This is a genomic window from Streptomyces sp. CA-294286 (assembly GCF_050947155.1).
Lineage (GTDB): Bacteria > Actinomycetota > Actinomycetes > Streptomycetales > Streptomycetaceae > Streptomyces.
In genome coordinates, this window is the sequence record NZ_CP192005.1 from 1,518,654 (window position 1) to 1,543,642 (window position 24,989).

General features: G+C 72.4%; 23 protein-coding genes. 17 read left to right on the forward strand and 6 right to left on the reverse strand.

The features are described from left to right. Nucleotides 1–162 precede the first annotated feature (162 nt). The 3 genes from ACQPZG_RS11260 (at nucleotide 163) to ACQPZG_RS11270 (ending at nucleotide 5,067) form a co-directional block, all read left to right on the forward strand. Entirely contained in the window at nucleotides 163–621 is a 459-nt protein-coding gene (locus ACQPZG_RS11260) for a helix-turn-helix domain-containing protein (protein WP_433545663.1), read from the forward strand. Nucleotides 622–874: 253 nt separating this feature from the next. Further along, nucleotides 875–2,749, forward strand: coding sequence for an ABC transporter ATP-binding protein (locus ACQPZG_RS11265; protein ID WP_433545664.1), 1,875 nt, complete (start codon nucleotides 875–877; stop codon nucleotides 2,747–2,749). A gap of 287 nt (nucleotides 2,750–3,036) precedes the next feature. Then, nucleotides 3,037–5,067, forward strand: coding sequence for an ABC transporter ATP-binding protein (locus tag ACQPZG_RS11270; RefSeq protein WP_433545665.1), 2,031 nt, complete (start codon nucleotides 3,037–3,039; stop codon nucleotides 5,065–5,067). Nucleotides 5,068–5,536: 469 nt separating this feature from the next. Here the strand turns inward: ACQPZG_RS11270 and ACQPZG_RS11275 are convergent, their stop codons facing one another. After that, the gene (locus ACQPZG_RS11275; RefSeq protein WP_433545666.1) at nucleotides 5,537–6,697 is read right to left on the reverse strand and encodes a Ku protein; all 1,161 of its coding nucleotides are present in this window, start codon (nucleotides 6,695–6,697) and stop codon (nucleotides 5,537–5,539) included. Nucleotides 6,698–6,730: 33 nt separating this feature from the next. Here ACQPZG_RS11275 and ligD point away from each other — a divergent pair, with 33 nt between their 5' ends. Then, nucleotides 6,731–7,624 (forward strand): non-homologous end-joining DNA ligase, encoded by an 894-nt coding sequence (gene ligD, locus ACQPZG_RS11280; RefSeq protein ID WP_433545667.1) that lies wholly within the window; start codon nucleotides 6,731–6,733, stop codon nucleotides 7,622–7,624. A gap of 106 nt (nucleotides 7,625–7,730) precedes the next feature. Here ligD and ACQPZG_RS11285 read toward each other — a convergent pair whose 3' ends face one another. Further along, nucleotides 7,731–8,510, reverse strand: coding sequence for an NERD domain-containing protein (locus tag ACQPZG_RS11285; protein ID WP_433545668.1), 780 nt, complete (start codon nucleotides 8,508–8,510; stop codon nucleotides 7,731–7,733). A gap of 218 nt (nucleotides 8,511–8,728) precedes the next feature. On the opposite strand from ACQPZG_RS11285, the gene ACQPZG_RS11290 reads away from it, so the two are divergent. The 9 genes from ACQPZG_RS11290 (at nucleotide 8,729) to ACQPZG_RS11330 (ending at nucleotide 18,126) form a co-directional block, all read left to right on the forward strand. After that, complete coding sequence (locus tag ACQPZG_RS11290; protein ID WP_433545669.1) at nucleotides 8,729–9,064, forward strand: zinc-ribbon domain-containing protein; 336 nt, start codon at nucleotides 8,729–8,731, stop codon at nucleotides 9,062–9,064. A 106-nt stretch (nucleotides 9,065–9,170) separates the two neighbouring features. Then, entirely contained in the window at nucleotides 9,171–9,878 is a 708-nt protein-coding gene (locus tag ACQPZG_RS11295; RefSeq protein ID WP_433545670.1) for a class F sortase, read from the forward strand. Nucleotides 9,879–10,024: 146 nt separating this feature from the next. After that, complete coding sequence (locus ACQPZG_RS11300; RefSeq protein WP_433545671.1) at nucleotides 10,025–10,936, forward strand: hypothetical protein; 912 nt, start codon at nucleotides 10,025–10,027, stop codon at nucleotides 10,934–10,936. 5 nt (nucleotides 10,937–10,941) lie between these two features. Then, nucleotides 10,942–12,285: an ATP-binding protein gene (locus ACQPZG_RS11305; protein ID WP_433549361.1), complete on the forward strand. Its 1,344-nt coding sequence runs from the start codon at nucleotides 10,942–10,944 to the stop codon at nucleotides 12,283–12,285. Nucleotides 12,286–12,382: 97 nt separating this feature from the next. Continuing rightward, nucleotides 12,383–12,757 (forward strand): SH3 domain-containing protein, encoded by a 375-nt coding sequence (locus ACQPZG_RS11310; RefSeq protein WP_433545672.1) that lies wholly within the window; start codon nucleotides 12,383–12,385, stop codon nucleotides 12,755–12,757. A gap of 96 nt (nucleotides 12,758–12,853) precedes the next feature. Further along, a complete protein-coding gene (locus tag ACQPZG_RS11315; protein WP_433545673.1) occupies nucleotides 12,854–14,338 on the forward strand; it encodes an FtsW/RodA/SpoVE family cell cycle protein in 1,485 nt (494 codons plus the stop codon). Next, nucleotides 14,335–15,789: a penicillin-binding transpeptidase domain-containing protein gene (locus tag ACQPZG_RS11320; protein ID WP_433545674.1), complete on the forward strand. Its 1,455-nt coding sequence runs from the start codon at nucleotides 14,335–14,337 to the stop codon at nucleotides 15,787–15,789. The genes ACQPZG_RS11315 and ACQPZG_RS11320 overlap by 4 nt, the downstream gene beginning before the upstream one ends. Nucleotides 15,790–15,808: 19 nt before the next feature. Beyond that, nucleotides 15,809–16,903, forward strand: coding sequence for an amidase family protein (locus ACQPZG_RS11325; protein ID WP_433545675.1), 1,095 nt, complete (start codon nucleotides 15,809–15,811; stop codon nucleotides 16,901–16,903). Between the two features lie 119 nt (nucleotides 16,904–17,022). Continuing rightward, nucleotides 17,023–18,126: a MerR family transcriptional regulator gene (locus ACQPZG_RS11330; protein ID WP_433545676.1), complete on the forward strand. Its 1,104-nt coding sequence runs from the start codon at nucleotides 17,023–17,025 to the stop codon at nucleotides 18,124–18,126. 91 nt (nucleotides 18,127–18,217) lie between these two features. Here ACQPZG_RS11330 and ACQPZG_RS11335 read toward each other — a convergent pair whose 3' ends face one another. After that, nucleotides 18,218–19,147 (reverse strand): ADP-ribosylglycohydrolase family protein, encoded by a 930-nt coding sequence (locus ACQPZG_RS11335; protein WP_433545677.1) that lies wholly within the window; start codon nucleotides 19,145–19,147, stop codon nucleotides 18,218–18,220. A gap of 119 nt (nucleotides 19,148–19,266) precedes the next feature. Here ACQPZG_RS11335 and ACQPZG_RS11340 point away from each other — a divergent pair, with 119 nt between their 5' ends. Beyond that, the gene (locus tag ACQPZG_RS11340) at nucleotides 19,267–20,130 is read left to right on the forward strand and encodes an alpha/beta fold hydrolase (RefSeq protein ID WP_433545678.1); all 864 of its coding nucleotides are present in this window, start codon (nucleotides 19,267–19,269) and stop codon (nucleotides 20,128–20,130) included. Nucleotides 20,131–20,231: 101 nt separating this feature from the next. On the opposite strand, the gene ACQPZG_RS11345 is transcribed toward ACQPZG_RS11340, so the two are convergent. Continuing rightward, on the reverse strand, nucleotides 20,232–20,459 hold the full coding sequence (locus tag ACQPZG_RS11345) for a DUF397 domain-containing protein (RefSeq protein WP_433545679.1): 228 nt from the start codon (nucleotides 20,457–20,459) through the stop codon (nucleotides 20,232–20,234). Continuing rightward, the gene (locus tag ACQPZG_RS11350) at nucleotides 20,456–21,328 is read right to left on the reverse strand and encodes a helix-turn-helix domain-containing protein (protein WP_433545680.1); all 873 of its coding nucleotides are present in this window, start codon (nucleotides 21,326–21,328) and stop codon (nucleotides 20,456–20,458) included. The genes ACQPZG_RS11345 and ACQPZG_RS11350 overlap by 4 nt, the downstream gene beginning before the upstream one ends. A 171-nt stretch (nucleotides 21,329–21,499) precedes the next feature. Between ACQPZG_RS11350 and ACQPZG_RS11355 the strand changes: the two genes are divergently transcribed. Next, complete coding sequence (locus ACQPZG_RS11355) at nucleotides 21,500–22,240, forward strand: ATP-binding protein (RefSeq protein ID WP_433545681.1); 741 nt, start codon at nucleotides 21,500–21,502, stop codon at nucleotides 22,238–22,240. On the opposite strand, the gene ACQPZG_RS11360 is transcribed toward ACQPZG_RS11355, so the two are convergent. Beyond that, the gene (locus ACQPZG_RS11360) at nucleotides 22,237–23,343 is read right to left on the reverse strand and encodes a ferritin-like domain-containing protein (protein ID WP_433545682.1); all 1,107 of its coding nucleotides are present in this window, start codon (nucleotides 23,341–23,343) and stop codon (nucleotides 22,237–22,239) included. The two genes, ACQPZG_RS11355 and ACQPZG_RS11360, sit on opposite strands and share 4 nt — an antisense overlap. A 194-nt stretch (nucleotides 23,344–23,537) precedes the next feature. On the opposite strand from ACQPZG_RS11360, the gene ACQPZG_RS11365 reads away from it, so the two are divergent. Beyond that, entirely contained in the window at nucleotides 23,538–24,497 is a 960-nt protein-coding gene (locus ACQPZG_RS11365; protein WP_433545683.1) for an AurF N-oxygenase family protein, read from the forward strand. Between the two features lie 127 nt (nucleotides 24,498–24,624). Further along, entirely contained in the window at nucleotides 24,625–24,927 is a 303-nt protein-coding gene (locus tag ACQPZG_RS11370; RefSeq protein ID WP_433545684.1) for a hypothetical protein, read from the forward strand. The last annotated feature ends 62 nt before the right edge of the window (nucleotides 24,928–24,989 follow it).

A 24,989-nucleotide genomic window follows, 5' to 3' on the forward strand; every position in this document is an offset into this window, starting at 1 on the left:
CCGACGGGCAGCTGTGATCACCCGGCCTCATCCGTACGAGGGTTCCGGAGGGCTCTCGGAGATCCGGATCGTCTTCGCATTCGATCCGACGCGCTCCGCTCTGCTCCTCCTCGGCGGCGACAAGCCGGAAACTGCGAGCGCTGGTACCGGGAGGACATCCCCGTGGCAGAGGCTCTCTCCCGCGAGTACGCCGAGGGGACCTGGGAGCCGGAATGCCGAAGAAGACGCCGCAGGACTGGGAACCCCTGGAGGAGCAGCTGTACGCGGCCGGTGCCGACCCCGCCGAAGTGCAGGCAGGCACCCGTCTACTGCTCGCAGAAGCGCGTGGTCGCCAACCAACTGGCCGAGGCGCGAAAGAGCTACGGTCTCGCGCAGCGTGAGGTCGCCACCCGGATGCACGTGAGCATCGCGCGCGTCTCCCGGATCGAGCATGGTGAAGTGGCCGCTCTGGACGTGCTCGCACGCTACGTCGAAGCTCTCGGTGGCCGCCTCGATCTCGTGGCGGACTTCGGGGACCACACCGTACGGATGCCGGGAAGCGGCGGTCCGAAGGGCGTGGCCGCACAGGTGGTGGAGCAGGCGGGGCAGAGCTTTACGCTGAGGGCCGTCAGATTTCCCTGACCGGCCCTCAGCTTTTTGCGTGAGTGCGGATCGAAGTCGCCCGACAGCGGCCCCCCGGTCGACCGGTGGAACGGTTGCGCTCTGCCGCGTGCGCCGACGGAAGCCGGCACCCGGGACGGGACCCGGTGTCCAGGCGGCAGCCGGTCACTTAGGTGAGGCTTACCGAACGTATCGTATGGGGCAGCACCATGGCCTCGGCCGATCGCCGGACGACCGGCGTCCGGGCACATGGCCGTCACAGTGGGAGATCCGCATGCGCGACGCAGGACCGGCGGGGAGTCATGTCCTCCGGAAGGCGATCGGGGGACGGCGGCGGCAGGTCGCGGCGGCCTCGCTGCTCGCCGTGGGCCATCAGGGGTCGGAGGCGATGGTGCCCGTCGTCATCGGCGTCGTCATCGACGACGCGGTGGCCACCGGTGCCTCCGGGGCCCTGTTGCGCTGGCTGCTGGTCCTGGCCGCGCTCTTCTTCGTCCTCTCGACGTGCTACCGGACCTCCGCCAGGATCGCCGAACAGGCCGGTGAACAGGCCGCCCACCAGTTGCGGCTGGACCTCGGCGCGCGGGTTCTCGACCCACGCGGCGGGGCGGACAAGGGGCGGTTGCCGGGCGAGCTGACCGCCGTCGCCACCGGGGACGCGAAGCGGGTGGGCGGGGTGGTGGGCGTACTGCCGTACTTCGTGTCCGCGGTCGCCGGGCTGGTCGTCAGTGCGGTGGCGCTGCTGCGCATCTCGGTGCCGCTGGGGCTGCTCGTGCTGGTGGGCATACCGCCGCTGATGTGGCTCGGGCATCGGATCAGCCGGCCTCTGGAACGGCGCAGCGAGGACGAGCAGGAACGGGCCGCGCACGCTTCGGGCGTGGCCGCCGACCTGGTCGCCGGACTGCGGGTGCTCAAGGGGATCGGTGCGGAGTCGGCCGCGGTGGCCCGGTACCGGCGGACCAGCCGGGACTCGCTCGCGGCGGCGCTCCGGGCCGCCGGGAGCAGGGCGTGGCACGACGGTGCGATCCTCGCGCTGACCGGGATCTTCATCGCGGCCATCGGTCTGGTCGGCGCGCACCTCGCGATGCGCGGGACGATCAGTGTCGGCGAACTGGTGGCGGCCGTGGGGCTCGCGCAGTTCCTGCTCGGGCCCTTCCAGTTGCTCACGTACGTGAACGGGGAGTTCGCCCAGGGACGTGCGTCGGCCGGGCGGATCGCGGAGGTGCTGGGGTCGCCGGCGGCGGTGGGCGGTACCGGGGTGGATGGAGTCCCCGTGGTTGCTGTCGCTGGGAGCCCCGGGTCGGTGGGGATCTCCGGGTCGGCCGGGCTCATAGGGACGGCCGTGGTGCGCGGGACGACTGGGGCGGTCGGTGCGCGGGAGGCGTCGGAGGCGGTTGGCGCGCAGGAGGCGTCGGAGGCGCGACGGGTTGGCGCGGATGGTGCGAGTGGTGCGGCTGTCGGTGCGCTGCGCTTGTGCGGGGTGGCGCAGGGGGCGTTGCGCGGGGTCGATCTCGACGTCGCGGCCGGCAGCCTCGTCGGCGTCGTCGCCAAGGACCCGGCGGCGGCGGACGACCTGCTGCTGTGCCTCGGGCGGGAGCGCGACCCCGAAGCGGGCACGGTGGAACTCGACGGGGTGCCGCTGACCTCGCTCGATCCCGACGTCGTACGGCGGTCCATCCTCGTCGCACACCACGACGCGGACCTCTTCGAACGGAGCATGCTCGACAACGTACGGGCCGGAACCTCCCTCGGCCCGGAGGCCTTCGGCGCGGCCATGGGCGCCGCAGCAGCGGACGAGGTCGCCGCCGCTCTGCCCGACGGCGTCGACACCGTCTTCACCGAACGCGGACGGTCGCTCTCCGGCGGGCAGCGGCAGCGGGTGGCGCTCGCGAGGGCGTTCGCCGCGGACCGTCCCGTACTGGTGCTGCACGACCCGACGACGGCCGTGGACACGGTCACCGAGTCCCGGATCGCCGCCCGGCTCCGGGAGTTCCGGCACGGGCGCACCACCCTCCTGGTCACCACCAGCCCCGCCCTGCTGGCCGTCACCGACCGGGTGGTGGTCCTCGACAGGGGCGTCGTCGTCGCGGAGGGCCGCCACCCGGACCTGGTGGCTGCCGACGCGTCGTACCGCTCGGCGGTGCTGGCATGACGGACGGACGCGCACGCGGGGACGCGGGGACGGGAGCGGGGGCGGCGCCTACGGGCTCGGGGGCGGGGTCAGGTGCGGGTACGGGGGCGGGGCCAGGTGCGGGTGCGGGGCCAGGTGCGGACGCGGCAGCTTCGGGCTCGGGGGCGGGCCCAGGTGCGGGTGCGAGGCCGGGTGCGGGCGCGGGTGTGGACGCGGCAGCTTCGGGGGCGGGAACGGATGCGGTTGCATGCGCCGCGTCCTCGGGTGCAGGGGCAGGTACGGGCACGAGCAGGGCGAAGGGCGCGGGCATGACGTACGAGAAGGGCGCGGGCACGGCGGAGGACGACGGCCGCGCGGGGCCGGACGCCGAGCGTCACGGAAGCGGCGACACGACGCCGGGCCGGGGCAGCGCATCTCCGGGCTCCGGTCCGGGTGACGCGCACCCGGACTCGGGTGACGGTCCCGGGGGCGAGGAAGCCGGCGCGTCGGAGCGGGAGTTGCTGCCCATCGCCACCGGTGGGCAGACCCGGGCCGCCGTCGGTGCGCTGTTGCGGCGGCATCGTCTCGCGGCCGTGGGTGCCGTGACCGTGCTGGTCGTCGGCACGGCCATCGGGCTGCTGACCGCTCCCCTGCTGGGCCGCATCGTCGACCTGGTCGTGGAGCGGCGCGGCGCGGGTTCGCTGGTGCTGCCGATGGTGCTGCTGCTCGTCGTCGCGGTGGCGCGGGGCATCGCCACCGCGGTCGGCACCTCGCTGGTCGCGCGGCTCGGCGAGACCGTACTGGCCGGGCTGCGGGAACGATTCGTCGAGCGGGCGCTGCACCTTCCGCTCGAACGCGTGGAGAAGGCCGGTTCGGGCGATCTGACGTCCCGGGTGACGGGGGACGTGGCACTGATGGCGAAGGCGGTGCGGCAGGCGCTGCCTGAGTTCGGCACCGCCGCCCTCACCATCGTCCTGACGCTGGTCGGACTGGCCGTACTGGACTGGCGGTTCCTGCTCGCCGTGCTGGTGGTGGTCCCGATCCACGTACTGACGGTGCGGTGGTACCTGCCGCGCTCCACGCCTGTGTACGCCGCGCACCGGGTGGCGGCGGGCGCTCTGCAACATCAGCTCCTGGACAGCGTGGGCGGGGTGCGGACCGTGCGGGCGTTCCGGCTGAACGCCGTGCACACGCGCGAGCTGGAACAGCGCTCGCAGGAGTCGGTGGACATCGCGGTACGCGGCATCCGGCTCGTCTCCGGGTTCTTCTCGCGGCTCAACATCGCCGAGTACGTCGGTCTGGCCGCCGTCCTGGCCACCGGTTTCGTGCTCGTCGAGGACGGGGCCGTGAGCATCGGCACGGCGACCGCGGCGGCCCTCTACTTCCACAGCCTGTTCAACCCGGTCAACGCGGCGCTGTTCCTCATCGACGAGGCACAGTCGGCGGGGGCGAGCCTGGCGCGGCTGGTGGGAGTGACGGAACTGCCCGACGAGCGCGAGGCGCGGCACGGCCGTGCCGCCGCGCGGCCGGACGACGGCTCGATACGGGTCTCCGCACTCGGCCACGCGTACGCACCCGGACATCCCGTGCTGCACGACGTCGACCTGGAGATACGCAGCGGAGAGCGGGTCGCACTCGTCGGTGCGAGCGGCGCCGGCAAAACCACCCTCGCGAAGCTGATCGCGGGCGTGCACCGGCCGGACTCCGGGACGGTGGCCCTCGGCGGCGTCGACGCCCGGGACCTCGGGCCCGAGGGCGTACGGCGGACGGTGACGCTGATCAGCCAGGAGGTCCACGTGTTCGCCGGGCCGCTGGCCGAGGATCTGCGGCTGGCCCGGCCCGGTGCCACCGACGGGGAGTTGCGCGCCGCGCTCGACCGGGTCGGCGCCTTGGAATGGGCGGACGCGCTGCCCGACGGGACGGCGACGACGGTCGGCGAGGGGGGCCACCGGCTCACCGTGACCCAGGCCCAGCAGGTGGCGCTGGCCCGCCTCGTGCTCGCCGATCCGCCGATCGCGATCCTCGACGAGGCCACCGCGGACGCGGGCAGTGCGGGCGCGCGCGTCCTGGAGACGGCCGCGACGCGGGCGCTGGAGGGGCGTACGGGGGTACTGGTCGCGCACCGGCTGCCGCAGGCGGCGACGGCGGACCGGGTCGTGGTGCTCGACGACGGCCGCATCGTCGAGACGGGAACGCACGAGGAGCTGGTGGCCGCGGGCGGGCGGTACGCCACGCTCTGGTCGGCCTGGTCGGACAGCAGGACGCCGACGCCGACCGGGGACGGAGCGAGCGGGAGGGGCTCGCTGGAGGACGGGGGCCCGAGGGGCGACCACGTGCCGCAAGCGACCGCGAAGACCTGACCGCGGCCTGTAGGGAGTGGCCGCGAGGGGGCGACCCGCAGGAAGTGGCCCGTAAGCGGCGACCCGAAGGGGGCCCGGGAACCCGGGGGGGGGGTACAGGTGTTGCAAACGACCGTGGAGACCTGACCGCAAAAACCTGACCGGGGGCCGAGGGGAGCGACCCGGAGGAGCCTGCTCGGGGGCGCGACCCGAGGGGAGTGGACCGAGGGGCCGACCCGCAGGAGCCGACCCGCAGGGGGTGACCCGGGGCGACCCGGGGCGACCCGGAAGCCCTGCTCCGGGGCGCCCCAGAGGCCCTGCCCGAGGACGCGACCCGAGAGGGCGCGAGGTGCGCGAGGTGCGCGAGGTGCGCGAGGTGCGCGAGGTGCGCGAGGTGCGCGAGGTGCGCGGGCGTGACCCGAGAAGGTGCGCGAGGTGCGCGCCAAGGTCGCACGTCACGCGTGCGGGGTGCCGTCCCCGTCCCCGCAGGTCAGGCGGACGCCCGCTTCCTCGCGGAGGTCTTCGCGGCCGGGGCCTTCTTCGTCGCCGTGCTCTTCGCCGCCGTCTTCTTCGCCGCGGTCGTCTTCTTCTTGGCCGCCGCCCTGGTGCCCGTTCCCGTCGCCTTGGCGCCCGCCGTCCTGGTACCCGTCGCCCCGGTACTGGTCGCCCTGGTGCCGGCCGCCTTGGTGCCGGCCGTCTTCTTGGCTGCCGTCTTCTTGCTTCCGGAGGCCGCGGACTTCTTCCTCGTCGGCGCGTCGGCCGTTTTCTCCGCCGTCGACTTCCGGGCCGACGCCTTCTTGCGGGACTTGAGGTCGGTGACCTCGGCGTCCTTGCCGTCCGCGTCCCCTTCGCCGTCCGCGTGTTCGCCCCGGGAGGTCTTGGCCGCGCGGACGCTGTTCTCCAGGGCGGCCATCAGGTCGATGACCTGGGCGCCGCCTCTGCCGGAGTCCGGTTCGGCGGGCGAAATGGCCCCGCCGTTCTCGGACTTCGCGGCGATGAGTTCCTCGACCGCCTCGCGGTAGTCGTCGTGCAGGGTGTCGAGGTCGATCTCGCCGAGGGTGTCCATCAGGGCGTCCGCCAGGTCGAGTTCGGCGTCGCGCACGGTGACGTCGGTCTCGGGTGCGATGCCCTCCGGACGGCGGATCTCGTCCGGCCACAGCAGCCCGTGCATGGCGATGACGTCGTCGACGACGCGGAGCATGCCCAGGCGTTCGCGCCCGCGCAGGGCGAACTTCGCGATGGCCACCTTGCGGCTCCGGGACAGTGCCTCACGCAGGAGGGTGTACGGCTTGGCGGCCGGGACCCCGCTGGCGGAGAGGTAGTACGCCTGGCCCATCTGGAGGGGGTCGATCGAGGCCAGCGGAACGAAGGCGACGATCTCGATCGTGCGGGCGGTGGGCAGCGGGAGGGCGGCCAGGTCCTCGTCCGTGATCGGGATGATCGAGCCGTCGGCGTCCTCGTACCCCTTGCCGATCTCGGCGGACTCGACTTCCTCGTTGTCCAGTTCGCACACCTTGCGGTAGCGGATGCGTCCGCCGTCGGCGGTGTGGATCTGGCGGAACGAGACGGCGTGGCTCTCGGTCGCGTTGAAGAGCTTGATCGGGATGCTCACCAGCCCGAAGGAGATGTTGCCGTTCCAGATCGACCTCATGCCCGTGATCCCTTTCGGTGGGATTCTTATGTTATGTCCCCCATGACGGAGGTGGAGGGTCGGCGACTGGCCCTCAGCAATCTGGAGAAGGTCCTCTATCCGGCCACCGGCACGACGAAGGGCGAGGTGCTGCACTACGTCGCCACGACGGCCGGGGCGCTGCTGGCCCATGTGCACGACCGGCCGATGTCCTTCCTGCGCTACCCGGACGGCGTGGAGGGCGAGACGTTCTTCGCGAAGAATCCGCCGCCGGGGAAGCCCTCGTGGGTGCGGACGGTGGAGGTCACCCGTTCGGAGGGGGTGGTGTCGCGGCAGGTGCTGGTGGCGGACCTCTCGACGCTGATGTGGGCCGCGAACCTGGTGGTGGAGTTCCACGTTCCGCAGTGGCGGGCGGAGAGCCCCGGCATCGCCGACCGGATGGTGTTCGATCTGGACCCCGGTGCGCCGGCGACGGTGGCGGAGTGCTGCGAGGTGGCGCTGTGGCTGCGGGAGCGGCTGGGCGCCGACGGACTGGGGGCCTGGGTGAAGACGTCGGGGTCCAAGGGGTTGCACGTGCTGGTGCCGGTGGAGCCCACGCCGTCGGAGCAGGTGAGCGCGTACGCGAAGGCGCTCGCGGTCGAGGCGGAGGCGTCCCTGCCGGGGCTGGTGGTGCACCGGATGACGCGGGCGCTGCGCAAGGGGCGGGTGTTCGTGGACTTCAGCCAGAACTCCGCGGCGAAGACGACCGCCGCGCCCTACACCCTCCGGGCGAGGGCCGAGCCGACCGTGTCCACGCCGGTGACCTGGGAGGAGGTGGAGGCGGGGCGCACGGCCCCGGCGTCGCTGGTCTTCCGGGCGCCGGATGTCCCCGCACGGCTGAAGAGACACGGGGACCTCCTCGGACCGCTGCTCAACCCCAACCGGGCGCGGGCCCTGCCGGACCGGTGAGCGTCCCCGCGAGACGCCGCACCCCTGCCCACCGCCCCTGAGACAGCGCGAGCTCTGCCGCATCCCTTGGACACCGCGGGCCCTGCCGCATCCGTGGAGCGAAGACCTACGCCCGCAGCCAGGTGTGCCGGTCGCGCGCCGACGCGTACAGGGACTCGATGTCGGCCGGTTTCAGTACGCCGCCCAGGCGGGCCAACACGGTCCGGGCGTCGCCCTCGGAGAGAAGGAGTACGTCGTCAAAGGAAGGCAGGCCGTCGATGCGGGAGGTCCCGGCCACGGCCAGCACCGGGCGGACGGCCGCGGCGAGCACGAAGGAGGCGCGTTCGGCGTCGCGGACAGCTCGGCGCAGGTGGATCGCGGCCGCGGGCGCGTCGGCGCGGAAGCGGCGGCGACACGGAACGGTGTGGACCGAGAAGGGACCGGCAGGACCGATCAGGAGGTGGTCCAGGTGCGCCTGCCCGGGAAGCGGAACGCTGTGCAGGACGCGCCAGCCCGCCCGCTCCAGGGTGTCGAGTTCGTCACCGACGGCCTGGAGGGCGGCAAGGCGTTCACGCTGCGGGTCGGGGCGGAGGCGGCGGGTGGGCGGGGTGTCGGCGAGGGCTGTGTGCAGGGCCTCGCCGGGACGGTTGGGGGCCAGGTCGTCGTCCGGGTGAAGGGCGAGGCGCACCAGGTCGGCGGGGGTGGGGACGGGCGGCGGGCCGACGGTGACGGGGCCGGTGACGTACGGCGCGAGCGCGGCCAGCACGTCTTCGCGCCGCCCGTCCGCGAGCAGACTCACCCGGCCGGTGTCCCGGTCGTACCAGGCGAGGCTGCGGCCGTCGGCGAGACCGACGTACAGGCGGGCGCCGACCGGACCGCGGCCGGGTACGACGCGCAGTGGCTTCATCGTCCATCACCCCCTGACATGGGAACAGGAGAAGGGGCTTCGCGGCAACAACTGAACGGCCACGGAGAGGAGTTGACCGGGAGTCGACCGAGTCCGCCCGTTGCACGGCCGTTTCCGGCGACCGGCGGGAACCCTGCGGGCGCGCCGGTCGTTCTCCGGGTACGGCCGGAGCGGTACCGGCCGAGGCGCGGAGTCCGCGTCCGGGGATCGGGGGCGCGATGATCATCTTTGGCACCAAGGGATACGTCCACCAGATGGCGATGCTGATGCTGCTGTGCGGGCAGTGCGGCAATCCGGCGGCGCACGCGCTGCGCAAACGAGTCACGAAGTTCACGCTGTTCTTCGTCCCGCTGTTCACGGTCTCGTCGAAGTACGCCACCCAGTGCACGTTCTGCGGGGCCGAGCGACGCGTGGAGCGCGAGGAGGCCGAGCGCCTCCAGGCGCAGGCCGCGCAGGGAGACCCGGGCGCACAGGGGCCGGGACCGCACGGCGGGCAGCAGACGTACGGCCAGGGGCCCGGCGGGGCGACTCGGCAGCAGAACCCCTACCAGTAGCCCCGAGGGACCCCTGGACGGGACTCGCAGAGCGGCGACGAGCACCGGCGGCCAGTCGCGACAAGAGGGGTGAGCTTCCACAAGGGCGGACATTTAGTCTTATCGCATGAGTGCGACGATCGAGCCCAGCACGCAGCGGCCCCGCAGGCCCGGGCTCGCGACCTCGCTCATCGCCGCTCTCACCCTCCTCGGCGGCGGACTCGTCGCCTGCGGTGGAAGCGGCACCTCGGCGGCCCCGGACGTGCACGTCGAGAACGCCACCACCGCCCCCGCCTCCCCCGGGCCCTCCTCCCCGGGCCAGGGGCAGGGCCGGACGCAAGGACAGAAGCAGGGACAGGATCAACCCGGGAACAGGGCCCCACTCAAGGCGTCCCGGCCGACCGGACTGTCCGTCCCCTCCGCGGGGGTGCACGCGAGCGCCATGCTGGAGCTGGGGCTGGACGGGAACCGGGAACTGGAGGTTCCAGCGGTCCCCGACGCCGGGAAGCCCGGCTGGTACACCGGCTCCGTCACCCCCGGCGAGACGGGCGCCTCGATCCTGGTCGCGCACTACGACACCGCGAGAGGCCCGGCGCTGCTCCGCAACGTCGCCGAGGTCGAGGTCGGCGACCCGATCACCGTCGACCGGGCGGACGGCAGCACGGTCAGGTTCAGGATCCGCGAGATCCAGCAAGTAGACAAAAAGGACTTCCCGACGAATAAGGTCTATGGGAAGACCGACCGCCCCGAGCTACGCCTCATCACCTGCGGAGGCCCGATCAAGAACGGCCATCGCTCCGACAACATCATCTTCTTCGCCGACCTCGTGCAGTAGCGGGCCGGCAGGGAGGGGAGTCCTTGATCCGCCAACCGCGTCGGCCCGGTCGACGTCCGGGCCCGGCCCGAAGGGCGGGGCCCGCCTTTCGCGCCCGTCCCCCGGAGCGCGCCGTCCCGGCACCGCGCGTGCCGCCGGGACGGGCCGTGCGGGCTGCCGCGGCGCTGGTGCTCCTCGCCGGGGCGGCCGTCGGCTGCGCGCAAGCGGGCGAGCTGAAGAGCGCGGGGGCCGTTCCGACGGCCGTCGGGCCGGTGCGGCTGTGGCCGACCCTGCCGCCCGCCAAGGCTCCGGCCGAGGACTACGGGGTGGGGGAAACGGAGCGGGCAGAGGGCATCGAGGTGCCGGACGGCGATGTGCGCAAGGTGGACCCGGTGGCGGTGGTGAAGGCGGAGACGGCCGCCCACCCCGACACGTACAGCGGCCCCACGGGCCTCTACAAGGACACCGTGACGAAGCTGGACGCCTGCCGGGAGAAGCCGCGGGAGTGCCCGGTGCTGCCGCCGTACTACCGCGACCTGACGGGCGACGGACGCGACGAGCTGATCATCGGCGTCACCATGCCGGAGGGACAGCTGGCGATACGCGCGTACCTCGCCGAGGAGGGCGGGCTGACCCGGATCCTGGGCACGTCGGACGCCGTGATCAGCGTGGCCTTCGCGGGCCGGGACCTGGTACTGAGGGTGCCCGCCGGGATCTCCGGCTACGAGTACCGGACGGCGTGGACATGGGACGCCCGCCAGCACGCGATGCTCGCCACCCAGGACCAGATCGTGCACAGCGGCTGGTCGCCGGGAACGGAGAGCGGAACGGCTCCGGAGACCGGGACGGAGAGCGGAACGGGACCCGGGACAGGACCCGAGCCCGGAACGGACAGCGGAACGGGCCCCGGGACGGGACCGGGCACCGGACCGGGAAGGGGACCGGGGCCGGAACCCGGGTCGGAGCCGGAGCCAGGGCCGGGACCCGGTGACGGGAGTGCACCGACGGCAGGAACGGGAACGGAGTCGCAGCGAGCCGGGCGCGGCTCCGCGCGCGATGCGGGGCGGTGGGACCGGTGAGACGGGTGCGGTTGCGGTGGCCCGCCTGGACCGCGTCGCTGACCTGGAAGGCGCTCGCCTTCCTCACCGTCATCTGCTGCCTCCTCGCCTTCTTCCTGGGCACGCTCGTGCACGTGTCGGTGACGCACCAGACCGTCGAGCAGGCCCGTGAGAAGGTGCTGGACAAGCTGGAGCGGGCCAGTGAGGCGTACGAGGCGGGTGAGGCGCTGCCGCGCGGTGCCGGGCTCGACCTGCCGGGCCTGCCCTCCTCGCTGCGCGATCTCGCCCTCCGGGGCCGGCAGGGCAGCCAGGTGGGGGACGACCTCGAAGGCCGTCCCCGGATGTGGGCGGCCAGGCCCGCGGACGGGCGCGCGCTCGCCGTGGCGATGGACTACCGGCAGAGCGTCGAGACCATCACCGGCCTGGACCGGGCCATCATCGGCTCGTCCGTCCTGGCCATCGGAGCGACGCTCCTGGTCGGCGCGTTCGCCGTCACGCGGGTCACCCGCAGGCTGCACCAGACCGCCCGCGTCGCCCGGCGGATCGGTGCGGGCGACCTCGACGCCCGGGTGAACGACCCGCGCAACCGGGACCCCGGCCGGCACCAGGACGAGGTCTCCACCGTGTCCGGAGCGCTCGACACCATGGCCGGGACCCTCCAGGGCAAGCTGCTCAGCGAGCAGCGCTTCACCGCCGACGTCGCCCACGAACTGCGGACGCCGCTGACCGGTCTGACCGCCGCCGCCGAACTGCTGCCGCCGGGCCGCCCGTCCGAGCTGGTGCGGGACCGGGTGGCCACGCTGCGACGGCTGACCGAGGACCTGCTGGAGATCTCCCGGCTCGACTCGGGCAACGAGCGGCTCCAGCTGGACGTGCACCCACTGGGTCCGCTCGCCGAGCGGGCCGTACGGGGCATCGGCGCGACGGGTACGCCGGATCCGGCGTCCGCGCTGGGCACGGCGCCCGCCACCGAGGTCAGGATCGTGCGGGACGCACACGTGGAGACCGACCGGCGGCGCCTCGAACGCGTCCTGGGCAATCTCGTGGCCAACGCGCACAAGCACGGCCGCGCCCCGGTCCTGGTGACCGTCGAGGGCCCGGAGGTCACCGTGCGTGATCACGGGGACGGCTATCCGGCGTACCTGGTGGAACACGGTCCCCAGCGCTTCCGCACCGAGGCGGGCGGCAGCAAGGGCGGACACGGCCTCGGGCTGACCATCGCCCTCGGCCAGGCGGAGGCGATCGGGGCCCGGCTGACGTTCCACAACGCGCCGGACGGCGGAGCGGTGGCGACGCTCGCACTGCCCGAGTACGGCGGTCCCACCACCTGTACCGAGGAGGACACACCAGGAAAAAGCAACGCAAAGTGACACTTTGCGATCAATAAGTGTCGATTCTAGGGTGGACCAAGCGAGTTGAGGGCTGCGTCCCGCACCGGGGCACAGCCTCTCCTCCCTAGGAGGCAACATGCTCATCCTCAAGAAGACCGCGCTGTTCCTGACCGCGGGCGCGATGGCCGCCACCGGCGCGGTCGCTGCGGCCCCCGCCGTCGCCGCCCCCGCCCCCCCGGCCGCCGACAGCGCCCCGGCGGCCGAGCACCCCCGGCGCACCGAGGGCCGCGTCATCGCCAAGTCGGGCCTCAAGCTCCGCGACAAGCCCACCCGGAGCAGCCGCGTCATCCGCACCGAGCCGTACGGAGCGATCGTCCACATCTTCTGCAAGACCCGCGGCGACCACGTCGGAGGCAACGACCAGTGGTACCAGCTGACCGACGGCACCTGGGCCTGGGGATCCGCCCGGTACATCGTCCCGAGGAACGGCCACCACCCGCGCTGGTGCTGACCGGGCCCCCGACCGGCGCGGACGGCCCCGGGACTCCCGTACCCCCTCGATGACATTTACGGACATTCAGCCCGAACGCTTGCTACGTTGCCGGGCATGAAGGTCACGCCGACGGACCGGCCGGGCAGCGACAGACCGGCCGGGCCCGAGCCGGGCGGGGCAGTGCCCCCGCCCGGCGTCCGCCTCGCCAAGCGCCGGGGGGTGGAGCTGTCGCTCCTCGTCGGCGCCGTCTTCATCGCCGTGCTCGGCTACTGCGCGACCGGCCTGGGCAAGACCGGCGCCGCACCTCCCGATGCCCTGCGGTACGGGGCGGGCCTGGGCGTCCTGGCGGTCCTCGCGCACTTCGCGGTCCGCTTCCGCGCCCCGTACGCCGACCCCCTGCTGCTGCCCATCGCCGTCCTCCTCAACGGCATCGGGCTGGTCCTCATCTACCGCCTGGACCTGGAGACCCCCGAGGACCAGGCGGCGTTCACCCAACTGACCTGGTCCACGCTCGGCGTGGCGCTGTTCATCGCCGTCGTGGTCCTGCTGCGCGACCATCGCGTCCTCCAGCGCTACGCCTACCTCTCCTGCGCCGCCGCCCTGGTCCTGATGGCGATCCCGATCTTCTTCCCGGCGGTCAACGGGGCGAAGATCTGGATCCGGGTGGCCGGATTCTCCTTCCAGCCCGGTGAGTTCGCGAAGATCCTGCTCGCCGTCTTCTTCGCCGCCTACCTCGCCGCGAACCGCCACGCGCTCGCGTACACCGGCCGCACCTTCCTCCTCAAGGGCCTTCAGCTCCCCACCGGACGGGTGCTCGGCCCGATCGTCGCGATCTGGCTGCTGAGCGTGGGGGTGCTGATCCTGGAGCGCGACCTCGGCACCTCGCTCCTCTTCTTCGGCCTGTTCGTGATCATGCTGTACGTGGCGACCGGCCGGACCGGGTGGATCGCGGTGGGTCTGCTGCTGGCGGCGGTGGGCGCGTACGCCGTCGGCTCGTTCGAGCCGCACGTGCACAGCCGGGTCGCCGACTGGCTCAACCCCTTCGCGTCCATCGAAGCGGGCCAGGGGCCGGGTCAACTCGCCCAGTCCCTCTTCGCGTTCGCGGCCGGCGGCATCCTCGGCACGGGCCTGGGTCTCGGCCACTCGATCCTCATCGGCTTCGCGGCCAAGTCCGACTTCATCCTCGCGACGGCCGGCGAGGAGCTCGGCCTGACCGGCCTCACCGCCCTCTTCCTGCTGTACGCGCTGTTCGTCGCCCGCGGCTACCGCGCGGGCCTCGCGCTGCGCGACCCCTTCGGCCGCCTCCTGGCCATCGGCCTCGCCTCGATCGTCGCGCTCCAGGTCTTCGTCATCGCGGGCGGCGTGATGGGCCTGATCCCGCTGACCGGCATGGCCATGCCCTTCCTGGCGCAGGGCGGCTCCTCCGTCGTCACCAACTGGATCATCGTGGCGCTGCTGATCCGGGTCAGCGACTCGGCACGCAGCCCACGGCCGGTGACGGCGGAGACCGGCGAGGTCGCGACGGTGCGGGTCCGCGAGCTGGCCGACGTCAACCCCGCGCAGCGCAAGCCGTCGAAGCGGGAGGCCCCGAAGCCGTGATCCGCTACATCCGGCGAGCCGCCGCCTGCTGCCTGCTGCTCCTCGTCGCCCTCCTCCTCAACGCCGCCCGCGTCCAGGTCTTCCAGGCGGACGTGCTCGACGACAATCCGGCCAACCGGCGCAAGAACATCGTCCGTTACGAGCAGCCCCGCGGGGACATCCTCGTCGAGGGCAGGCCCGTGACGGGCTCCAAGGACACCGGCGAGCAGCTGAGGTGGGAACGCACCTACCTCCAGGGCCCGTTGTACGCCCCGGTCACCGGCTACGCCTCGCAGACGTACGGCACCGCCTTCGTCGAGGCCGCCGAGGACGAGGTGCTCTCGGGCACCGACCCCATGCTCTCCCCGCTCCCGCTGTGGACCGAGATCACCCGCAAGCGGCAGCCGGGCGGGCAGGTCGCCACCACGATCCGGGCGGCGGCGCAGCGGGCCGCCTTCGAGGGCCTCGGCGGCCGACGCGGTGCGGTCGCGGCCATCGAACCCGCGACGGGACGCATCCTCGCCCTGGTCAGCAGCCCCTCGTACGACCCGGGTCTGCTGTCGGGCACGGACGCGTCGGTCGCGAACGCCTGGTCCCGGCTGAACGCGTCGCGCAGCCGGCCCATGCTGAACCGGGCGATCCGGCAGACGTACCCGCCCGGTTCCACCTTCAAGATCGTGACGGCGGCGGCGGCCCTGGACACGGACGTGGTGACCGACGTGGACGCGCCGACGGACACACCGGACCCGTACGTCCTGCCCGGCACGCGCACGACGCTGCCCAACGAGTCGAGCGGCTGCGAGCGGGCGTCTCTGGCGTACGCCATCCGGGTCTCGTGCAACACCGTGATGGCGAACCTCGGCGTGAAGGTCGGGCTGACCAGGATGCGGGACACCGCGGGACGGTTCGGCTTCAACGACCGGGGGATCCGGATCCCGTCGCCGGTGGTCGTGAGCAATTTCGACAAGAGGATGACGGCCGACCAGCTCGCACTGTCGTCGATCGGCCAGTTCGACACCCGTGCCACGCCGTTGCAGATGGCCATGGTGGCGGCGGCGGTCGCCAACGGCGGCGACCTCAACCGTCCCTATCTGGTGGAGAGCACGGGCACGAAGTCCGGAGGCGTGGTCTCGCAGCGGGGGGTCCGGACGTACCAGCAGGTGATGAGCCCTTCCACCGCCCTGAGGTTGCAGCGGATGATGGTCGACGTCGTCGAGAACGGGACCGGGCGGAACGCGGCCATTCCCGGGATGACGGTCGGCGGGAAGACGGGCACGGCGCAGCACGGGGTGGGGAACGCGGGCATTCCCTACGCATGGTTCATCTCCTGGGCGCAGAAGGCGGACGCGGGGCAGGCGGGAGTGGCGGTCGCGGTGGTGGTGGAGGATGCGACAGCGGCGCGGGGGGAGGTCACGGGAGGCGGGTTGGCGGCGCCGATCGCGCGGGGGGTGATGCGGGCCGCGTTGTCCTGACGACGAGAGGGGGGTACGGGTGGACGTCGAAGAGTCGTTGAGCCGGATCGCGGAGGCGGTACGGGTGGACGTCGAAGAGTCGTTGAGCCGGATCGCGGAGGCCGATCCGCTCCTGTGTGCGTTCCTGGAGGTACGCAAGGACGCCGCTGCCGACGAGGTGGGTCCGCCTCTCCCGCTGCGCGGCGTGCCGTTCGCCGCGAGGGGGCGGTCGGGGATCCGCTCGTACGCCGCCCGCCGCCTCTCCGCGGCCGGTGCCGTCGCTGTCGGGACGACCTCCGTGCCCGGCCCCGGTACGTACTGGCAGACCTGGGGTCTCGGCGCGCGGGGCCCGACCCGTAACCCCTACCGGCCCGACCGGACGCCCGGTGGGTCCTCTGCGGGGTCCGCGGTCGCCGTCGCGGCCGCCATGGTGCCCCTCGCCACCGGGAGCGACGGCGCCGGTTCGGTGCGGATACCGGCGGCCTGGTGCGGGGTGTTCGGGCTGAAGACGACGCGTGGGCTGCTGCCGTCCCCGGACCGGACCGGCCTCGCCACGGCAGGGGTGCTGGGCCGCTCGGCGGCGGAACTGGACGCTTACCTGCGGTGCGTCGTGGACGGCTACGCACCCGAGCCCGAGAGCCAGGAGCCACTGCGTGCCGTGTGGTCACCGGACCTGGGGTTCGCGGCGGGCCCCGACCTGGATCCCGAGGTGGTCGAGGTCGCACGGCGGGCGGCGGAGCGGATCGTGCGCCTGGAGGAGGTCCCGGGGTTCGCTCTGCTGGACCCGAGGGAGGAGTGGTTCGCGATGCGGGCCGGCCGCGGGCCCGGCGCGACGGCGGCGGAGAACTCGGCCCGCCTCGGCCGGCTCTTCGCCCGGACACCGCTGTTGGCCACCCCGACCACGCCCTTCCCCCCGCACGGCCACGACGGACCGGACGGACGGTTCTCCACCGCGCTCACCTGGGCGTTCAACGTCAGCGGACATCCCGCGGTGAGCATCCCGGCGGGTTTCACCCCGGACGGCTGCCCGGTCGGGCTTCAACTCGTCTCGGATTTCAGAGCGGAGTCACTGCTGGTGCGGGCAGCGGCCGGCGTGCCGCCATGGCCCACACCACCTTTGCACTCGCGCAGGTGAACAGATCCGGGCTGAGGTTCCCTCCGGGCTCACCGGAGCGGAGCAGCGGTGGCCGGGCGACGGGGCCGGTTGACCCTCGACCTGGTGGAGGGCACAGGGTTCCGGGTGTGGAGAGCGAGATGCGCAGTATCGGCGAGATGGCCCGGGACAGTGGGCTCGGTGTGAGTGCCCTGCGGTTCTACGACCGGGCCGGGGTGCTCGTCCCGGCGTGGGTGGACCCGGTGAGCGGCTACCGCTGGTACCGGCCCGAGCAGATGGCAGAGGCCCGGCTGCTGGCCGGGCTGCGCCGTACGGGCATGCCGCTGGCGGACGTGCGGCTGGTGCTGGCGGGCTGGTCAGGTGCCGACACCGAGCTGGTGCGGGGGCTGCTCACGGCGCATCTGCGCCGCCTGGAACGGGGCCTGTCGGACGCGCGCAGCGAGTTCTCCGCGATCCGAGCGCTACTCGATCACAGGGAGAGACCCATGACTTCGCCGGTTGCTTCGCCCGTACGGCTGACCGTGTCCACGCCCGCACTGGCCGCCGCGCTCGACGCGGTCCGGTTCGCGGCCGGGACCGATCCGGAACTGCCCGTGCTGGGCGGGGTCCTGTTCGACGTCGAGGGCGGTGGCCTCCGGGTGGTGGCGAGCGACCGCTACCGGATGGCGGTCGCCCGGACCGACGCCGACGGGTACGACGGGCCTCGCGTGCAGGCCGTTGTGCCGTCCCCGCTGGTGGACGCGATGCGGGCGCTGCTGAACGACGAGCAGGGCGCGGCGCGGCTGACGGTGGACGGTGACCGCATCGCACTGGAGGCGGGCGACCGCCAAGCAGCCGGCCGCCGTCTCGACCACGACTTCCCCGACTACCGCCGTCTCGTTCACCTGCCGGCCGGGCGCCGTGTCCTGGTGGACGTCCCGGCGTTCCGCCGGGCGGTGGAGTCCGGCCCCGTGGTGATGAGCGGGCCGCCGGAGCAGACGGGTGGGTGCGCGCAGGACGGCGCGTCCCGTGTCCTGAGCGTGCTCAAGGTGACCGCCGACAGCGCGGTGGCCGTCTGCGACGAGGACGACGACAGCCGGGACCGGGTCGCCGTCGACCGCGAGTACCTGTTGCACGCCCTCGACGCGGGGGCCAGGGACGAACTGATCCTGGAGTTCGGGGCCCCCAGGGCACCCCTGGCCGTCCGCAGGACCGACTCCGGGACGGACTTCTCGATGCTGATGCCGGTCCACCTGGAGAACTGACCGGCACGCGCACGGGGGCAGCGGCGCGGCGAGGCGGAATCCGCACGCCCGGCCGTGACGAGGGAGGCGGGGCCCGAGGGGGCCCGCCCGCTCATGCACGCGGCACGTGCTCGCCCAGGCCCTCCCGCCTCTCCAGCCACTCCCCGGGCATCCCACGCACGCCCACCCGCGCCCCCACGATCCCGCCCGTGATCGCGCAGGTCGTGTCGACGTCGCCGAAGCCCCCGGCCGTGGCCCACAACGCGTCCTCCAGCGAGGAGGGATGGCGGGCCGCCGTCCACACCGCGAAGGGGACGGTGTCGTCGGCGCGGATCCGTCGGCCGTTGCCCAGAAGGGCGGCGGCTTCGCGGGGCGGGGTGGCGAAGGGGAGGCCGTCGGCGCGGAGCAGGCCCTCCCGTACCTCTCCGGCGGGGGTGCGGGCTGCCACTTCCCCGAGGCTGAGTTCGCCCCTTACGGACAGGGCGGCGGCCACCGCGACCGCGACGGCACCCGCCACACCCTGGGGGTGCGCGTGCGTCACCGCGGCCGACAATTCGGCCTGGGCAGCCACGAGTTCGAGGTCCGCGGAGAACCAGGCACCCAGGGGCGCGACCCGCATGGCCGCCCCGTTGCCGAGGCTGCCGCCGCCTTCGAAGAGAGTGGGGGCGAGTGTGCGCCAGTCCGCCGGGCGGGCGAGGAGGCCGGGGAGGAGGGTGTGCATGCCGTGTCCGTAGCCGCGGCCGGGGTCGGCGTCGTAGGCGAGTGCGAAGCAGGCGGCGAGACGGTCCTGGTCGACGCGACCGTGTGCGACCAGGACGCGGTGCAGGGCGAGGGCCAGAGCCGTGTCGTCCGTCCAGGGCCAGAGCGGGCCGGCCGGGAGGCGGCGGGCGTGTACGTCGGCGTAGGCGTCCTCCGGCACGAGGCCCTCGCGGAAGCGGAACAGGGGGAACCACCGCTCGCCGAAGGCATCGCCGAGCGCCAGGGCTTCGAGACTGTCGCGGGCGGCCCGGGGGTCGGCCGAGGGGGCGGGGTCGGCTGTCATGGGGGAATCCTGCCCCGGGCGGTGCAGCGGCGTACCTCCATTATGGGCCGGGGAGCAGGTCTTTTCCGTCCTCCGCCAGGACGATCTTCAACTCCCCCGCACAGCCCTACGGTTGGGCCATGACCGATCTCCAGCTCCATGTGCGCGATCACGGCGGCGAGGGCCCGCCGCTTCTCCTGCTGCACGGCGCGGGCCGTTCGCACGCCGACTGGGACGACGCCGTGCCGTCGCTCCTCCCCCACCACCGGGTCCTCGCGGCGGACCTCCCCGGACACGGCGCTTCGCCCGCCTGTGCGCCCGGTGGCTGGTCCTTCGAGGCGACCACCGAGGCCGTCGACGCCGCATTGAGCGCTCACGGTGCGGCGGATGCGCTTCCCGTGGGCCATTCCCTGGGCGGCATAGTCGCGGCCCACCTCGCGGCGAACCGGCCGGGCACTCCCGCTGCCGTCAACCTCGACGGCTTCTGGTGGGGCGGAACCGGGAGCGACGAGGACCGCGAGCGGATCGGCGAGATCGTCCGGGCATCGGCGGGGGCCGTCGCGCCCGCCGAGTACCTGTCGCAGCAGCGCGCGCATGCCGGCCGGTTCGGCATCGCGGCCGAGCGCGCCGAGCGCACCGCACGGGCCGCCGCCCGGCAGCTCCCCGACGGGCGCTGGCAGACGCTGCCCGAGCGCGACACCGCCCTCGCCCTGTACGACGCGTTGGACGCACTCGATCTCTTCGCCCTGTTCCGCCGGGCGAAGTGCCCGCTTCTCCTGGTACGGGCCGAGCGGGCGCAACCGCCGGGCCCGCCCGGGATGGAGTGGTTCGAAGCGTTCCTCGCCGAGTACCGGGAAGAGCTGACCCGCAGCCTCGCCGGACTGTGCGAGGACCGGCCGCAGACGGTCACCGTGACGGGCTTCGACGGCACGCACGCCATGCTGCTGGAGGAGCCGGAGAAGGTGGCGTCGGCTATCGGAGAGTTCGCGGCCGGGGTCAGGTAGCGAGGGGGCGGGAGCGTGGGGCAGTCCAGCAGGCTCCGAGATACGTGTGTGACGGGCTGCCCCAGCACCGGACGGGGACGGCCCCTCCCCCGAGTCAGGACCTAGCGGGGAGTGTCGAGCCGGCCGGACTTGAGCCCGTCGAGAAAGACGGCGAACGCGCCTGTGGTGACGGCCAGTTCGGGCCCTCCGGCGGCCTTGGAGTCCCGCACGCCGGTCACCTGCCCGGCGAGAGCGACCTCGACGCACTCGTTGCCCTCGCCTCCGCTGTAGGTGCTCTTGAACCAGAGCGCGTCCGTCGGCTCGACGGAGCGGGAATTGCGGTCCTTCATCGGGGCAGCTCCTTTAGCGCGGTGGCCAGCAGCCGCTGCGAGGTGGACGTGTCGGCTGCCTGCGAACGAAGGTAGTCGAACGTCAACTTATAGCCACCTACGTCGTCGGCGTCATCCAGGTAGATGCCCTGTCGGCGCATCTCGATGTAGACCACGGCCATGGAGTTGAGCGGATTCCGTTCGTCGTCCCGGCCCAGGATGATGAAATGCCCCGCCCCTGCGGCGTGCGCGCCCGCGCTGAATGGCAGGATCTGAAGGTCGACGGTGGGGCTCTGCGACACCTCGTGGAGGTGCTTCAGCTGAGCGGCCATGATGGACGAATCGCCGATCGTACGCCGGAGCACCGCCTCGTCCAGAACGGCCCACAGGTGCAGCGGAGGCGTGCGCTCAAGGATGGTCTGTCGCTGCATGCGCGCCTCCACCATCCGCTCGATCACGTCGTTCGGGCTACGTACCTCGCGCGCCTGATGGATGGCCAGTGCGTAGTCCCGCGTCTGGAGCAGGCCGGGGATGACGGTATTCGCGTAGAGGTGCTCGTACTGCGCCTCGGCCTCGAACGAGACCAGCGGGTCCATCCATTGCGGTACGGCACTGTTGCCCACCCACCAGCCGTCGGCCTGCGACTTGGCCACGGCGACCAGCGCGTCCTGCTCGGCCCGGGTCGCTCCGCAAGCATCTGCGAGAGCCTTCACCGTGGCCCAGCGGATGCGCGCCCGGTCCTGCCACATCTCGTAGCGGCTCACCGTCGCTTTGCTCACTCCGGCACGCTCGGCCACCTGCCCCTGGGTAAGGCCGCAACGCCCCCGCAGTTCGGCGAGCCCGCGAGCGATCTGCATACGTCCCGCTGGGCCTGTCAACGTGGCGGTCATCTGTGCGCCTCCGGCTCTGTTGCTCCCACACGACGATGCTATGGGCCTGTTCAGCGCCACTACCTGCGTCGGTGACCACGTCACCCACACGAGTGGATTCCATCCAGACTCATTCCCGCCATTGGACTCCAATGACAGGCTTTCCTCCACGAAACCTCACGGAGGTCCCCGATGAACCACCCCCACCGACTACTCCCCTGGACCGGCGAGGGCGGCCGGCCCTGTTACCTCTCCACCGACGGGACCGGCCCAATCACCCGGTACGCCGACCGGATCGAAGCACTTCAGCTCGGGCTCGCTGCCACACTGCACCGCCGGGCGCGGGAGGCCCTCGACAGCGCGCGGGTGGTCGACGACGAACACACTCACCTCGTGCGCCAGTTGACCGACGCACTCGGAGACGCGCTACGGATCGCCGAGAGCCGCTGGAAGCGCCTGGACCGGCCGGAAGGTCCTCTCCTCGCCGCCGTCCGCGCCTCCCACCCGCACTCCCCCGACCGGCTGGCCCTGCTCGCCCTGCCCGGCACGGTCCTCTCCTCCGCGCCGGCCGCCCGGCAGCACGTACGGGCCACCGCCCGCGCCTGGGGCGTGCCCGGCGACGTCATCGACACGCTGGAGACGGTGACGGGAGAACTCGTTGCCAACGCGCTGGAGCACGGCGACAGTGGCGAGGTGGCGGTGACGCTGGCGGTCGCGGAGGACCGGGTAACGGTCGGCGTGACCGACGAAGGGCGGGACGCCGACGCGTTCGCCCTCGTACGGGCGGAACCCGGGCCCGAGCAGGAGCACGGGCGGGGGCTGCTGATCACCGCAGCGCTCGCCGACCGGTGGGGCGAGCGCCTGATGCCCGACGGTCGCACCGTCTGGGCGGAGTTCCGCACGAAGGGCCGGGGCCGGGCGCGGCGGACCTAAGCCGTTGTGCCGTCCGCGATGGCGTTCCGTACTTCCGCCACCCGTTCCGCCTCCTCCGCCGCGAAGCGTTCACGGTCGAGCTGTTCGGCTATCTCCTCGTCCTGGGACATCAGCAGGTCGAGGTTGGAGTCGCCGAGTTCGAAGACGCCCATGTCGACGTACGCCTGCTGAAGGCGTTCGCCCCACAGGCCGATGTCCTTGACGCAGGGGACGATGCGCGAGAAGAGCAACTTGCGGAACAGGTGCAGGAATTCGCTCTGCTCGGTCAGCTCGTACGCCTCCTGCCGGGGGACGCCGAAGTTCTCCAGGACTTCGACGCCGCGCAGGCGGTCGCGCATCAGGTAGCAGCCCTCGATGACGAAGTCCTCGCGTTCCTTGCGTTCGGCGTCGGTGAGCTGCTTGTAGTAGTCGCGCAGAGCCATCCGTCCGAAGGCGACGTGACGGGCCTCGTCCTGCATCACGTAAGCCAGGATCTGCTTGGGGAGCGGCTTGTTGGTGGTGTCGCGGATCATGCCGAACGCGGCGAGCGCGAGTCCCTCGATGAGGACCTGCATGCCGAGGTAGGGCATGTCCCACCGGGAGTCGCGCAGGGTGTCGCCGAGGAGGGCCTGGAGGCTGTCGTTGACGGGGTAGAGCATGCCGATCTTCTCGTGCAGGAAGCGGGAGTAGATCTCGGCGTGCCGGGCCTCGTCCATGGTCTGGGTCGCGGAGTAGAACTTCGCGTCGAGGTCGGGGACGGATTCGACGATGCGGGCCGCGCACACCATCGCGCCCTGTTCGCCGTGCAGGAACTGGCTGAACTGCCAGGCGGCGTAGTGGCGTCGCAGGTCGCCCTTGTCCTTGTCGGTCATCCGGTCCCAGTAGCGGGTGCCGTGGAGGTTGAGGGCCTCGTCGGGGGTGCCCAGGGGGTCCATCGGATCGACTTCGAGTGACCAGTCGATGCGGGTGGCGCCGTCCCACTGCTTGTCCTTGCCCTTCTGGTAGAGGGCCAGAAGGCGCTCGCGACCCTCGTCGTACTCCCAGGAGAAGCGGGCCGCCCCGGCGGCCGGGACCTGCCAGGTCGGTTCCGCCGGGCGTTTCGTGTACAGCTCGTGCGTCGACATGTGCGACCCCTTCGCTTACCCAACAGGCTTGCTCGTCCCGCTGGTTGGCAGGCTCACACGCAGGTGGACACACGGTCAACAAGCACGGTCGACGAGGAGGTGAAGAAGTGCCGCGCAAGGGATTGACTGCCTTGCTGACAAAGAGTCTTATAAGAGGTGACCCCCGGTAACCCGAATCACGAGGTGCTCCGACGATGACGACCGCGCCGAGCAGGACAGCCGAGCCGAGCGAGACCGACTTCACCGCCCTCCGCGACGCCCTCGGAACGCTCAAGGACCGGGAGCAGGTCGCCGAGCGGCTGCTGGAGTCCTCGGCGAGGCACTCCTTCGACCCCGACCGGGAACTCGACTGGGACGCCCCGGCGGACGAGGGCAAGTGGTACTGGCCGCCGGAGCTGGTGTCGCTGTACGACACCCCGATGTGGAAGAGGATGTCCGAGGAGCAGCGGATGGAGCTGGCCCGGCACGAGGCCGCGTCCATCGCGTCGCTGGGCATCTGGTTCGAGATCATCCTGATGCAGCTGCTGGTCCGGCACATCTACGACAAGTCCGTGACCAGCAACCACGTGCGGTACGCGCTCACCGAGATCGCGGACGAGTGCCGTCATTCGATGATGTTCGCGAAGATGATCGAGAAGGGCGGGGCGCCCGCCTACCCCGTACCGCGCGTCTACCACAACCTGGCACGGGTGCTGAAGACCGTCTCGACGACACCCGGCTCCTTCGCCGCCACCCTGCTCGGCGAGGAGATACTCGACTGGATGCAGCGGCTGACCTTCCCGGACGAGCGCATCCAGACACTGGTACGGGGCGTGACGCGCATCCACGTGATCGAGGAGGCCCGGCATGTGCGGTACGCCCGGGAGGAGTTGCGTCGGCAGATGGTGACCGCGCCGCGCTGGGAGCGGGAGCTCACCCGGCTGAGCTGCGGTGAGGCCGCACGCGTCTTCTCCACCTGCTTCATCAACCCGCAGGTGTACGAGAACGTGGGCCTCGACCGGCGGGAGGCCGTCGCCCAGGTGAAGGCGAGCGGGCACCGGACCGAGGTCATGCAGAGCGGCGCGAAGCGGCTGACCGACTTCCTCGACGACATCGGCGTCCTGCGGGGGCCGGGGCGCAGGCTGTGGGTCCGCTCGGGGCTGCTGGCCGGCTGACGGGCGGGGCGGCGGGGCGGCGACCCGTCTGCGGTGGGGCGGCGAGGAACGGGGCGGCGAGGGCACGGCGTCCCTCCACCAGCGGCCGGAGGCGCGGAGGCCGCCCGCGTGCTGTGACACTGGGCTGGTGAGAAGCGAGAAGACCCCCTTCGTCGGCGGCCCCCTGGACGGTCAGGCCCTGCCCGTACTGACCGGCCCGACCGGCAATCCGCCCAAGTGGTACGAGGTCCCGGTGCCGGACGGGGCGGGCGGCGCGCCGACCGTCCACGCGTACGAGCGCCGGCCCGCCGGTCACAGCAAGCGGCTCGGGCTCCAGCGCGGCTGGAAGTACGTGTACGTACCCGAGGGCCGCGAGCCGTGGAGCCCGAAGTGGCCGTGGTCCAGTCGCCGCGCCGGGGACGGTACGACGTCGACCGGTACGGGTGACTGAGCTGCGCCACTTCGGCCACCGGCCGTGTCCCCGGTCGCGCGACGGCACACCATCGGGCTGAG

Bases quoted from the DNA above. Each gene is read 5' to 3' on its own strand.
- ACQPZG_RS11265 (WP_433545664.1), top strand. From the start codon at position 875: ATGCGCGACGCAGGACCGGCGGGGAGTCATGTCCTCCGGAAGGCGATC.
- ACQPZG_RS11270 (WP_433545665.1), top strand. From the start codon at position 3,037: ATGACGTACGAGAAGGGCGCGGGCACGGCGGAGGACGACGGCCGCGCG.
- ACQPZG_RS11275 (WP_433545666.1), bottom strand. From the start codon at position 6,697: ATGAGGTCGATCTGGAACGGCAACATCTCCTTCGGGCTGGTGAGCATC.
- ligD (WP_433545667.1), top strand. From the start codon at position 6,731: ATGTCCCCCATGACGGAGGTGGAGGGTCGGCGACTGGCCCTCAGCAAT.
- ACQPZG_RS11285 (WP_433545668.1), bottom strand. From the start codon at position 8,510: ATGAAGCCACTGCGCGTCGTACCCGGCCGCGGTCCGGTCGGCGCCCGC.
- ACQPZG_RS11290 (WP_433545669.1), top strand. From the start codon at position 8,729: ATGATCATCTTTGGCACCAAGGGATACGTCCACCAGATGGCGATGCTG.
- ACQPZG_RS11295 (WP_433545670.1), top strand. From the start codon at position 9,171: ATGAGTGCGACGATCGAGCCCAGCACGCAGCGGCCCCGCAGGCCCGGG.
- ACQPZG_RS11310 (WP_433545672.1), top strand. From the start codon at position 12,383: ATGCTCATCCTCAAGAAGACCGCGCTGTTCCTGACCGCGGGCGCGATG.
- ACQPZG_RS11315 (WP_433545673.1), top strand. From the start codon at position 12,854: ATGAAGGTCACGCCGACGGACCGGCCGGGCAGCGACAGACCGGCCGGG.
- ACQPZG_RS11330 (WP_433545676.1), top strand. From the start codon at position 17,023: ATGCGCAGTATCGGCGAGATGGCCCGGGACAGTGGGCTCGGTGTGAGT.
- ACQPZG_RS11335 (WP_433545677.1), bottom strand. From the start codon at position 19,147: ATGACAGCCGACCCCGCCCCCTCGGCCGACCCCCGGGCCGCCCGCGAC.
- ACQPZG_RS11340 (WP_433545678.1), top strand. From the start codon at position 19,267: ATGACCGATCTCCAGCTCCATGTGCGCGATCACGGCGGCGAGGGCCCG.
- ACQPZG_RS11345 (WP_433545679.1), bottom strand. From the start codon at position 20,459: ATGAAGGACCGCAATTCCCGCTCCGTCGAGCCGACGGACGCGCTCTGG.
- ACQPZG_RS11350 (WP_433545680.1), bottom strand. From the start codon at position 21,328: ATGACCGCCACGTTGACAGGCCCAGCGGGACGTATGCAGATCGCTCGC.
- ACQPZG_RS11355 (WP_433545681.1), top strand. From the start codon at position 21,500: ATGAACCACCCCCACCGACTACTCCCCTGGACCGGCGAGGGCGGCCGG.
- ACQPZG_RS11360 (WP_433545682.1), bottom strand. From the start codon at position 23,343: ATGTCGACGCACGAGCTGTACACGAAACGCCCGGCGGAACCGACCTGG.
- ACQPZG_RS11365 (WP_433545683.1), top strand. From the start codon at position 23,538: ATGACGACCGCGCCGAGCAGGACAGCCGAGCCGAGCGAGACCGACTTC.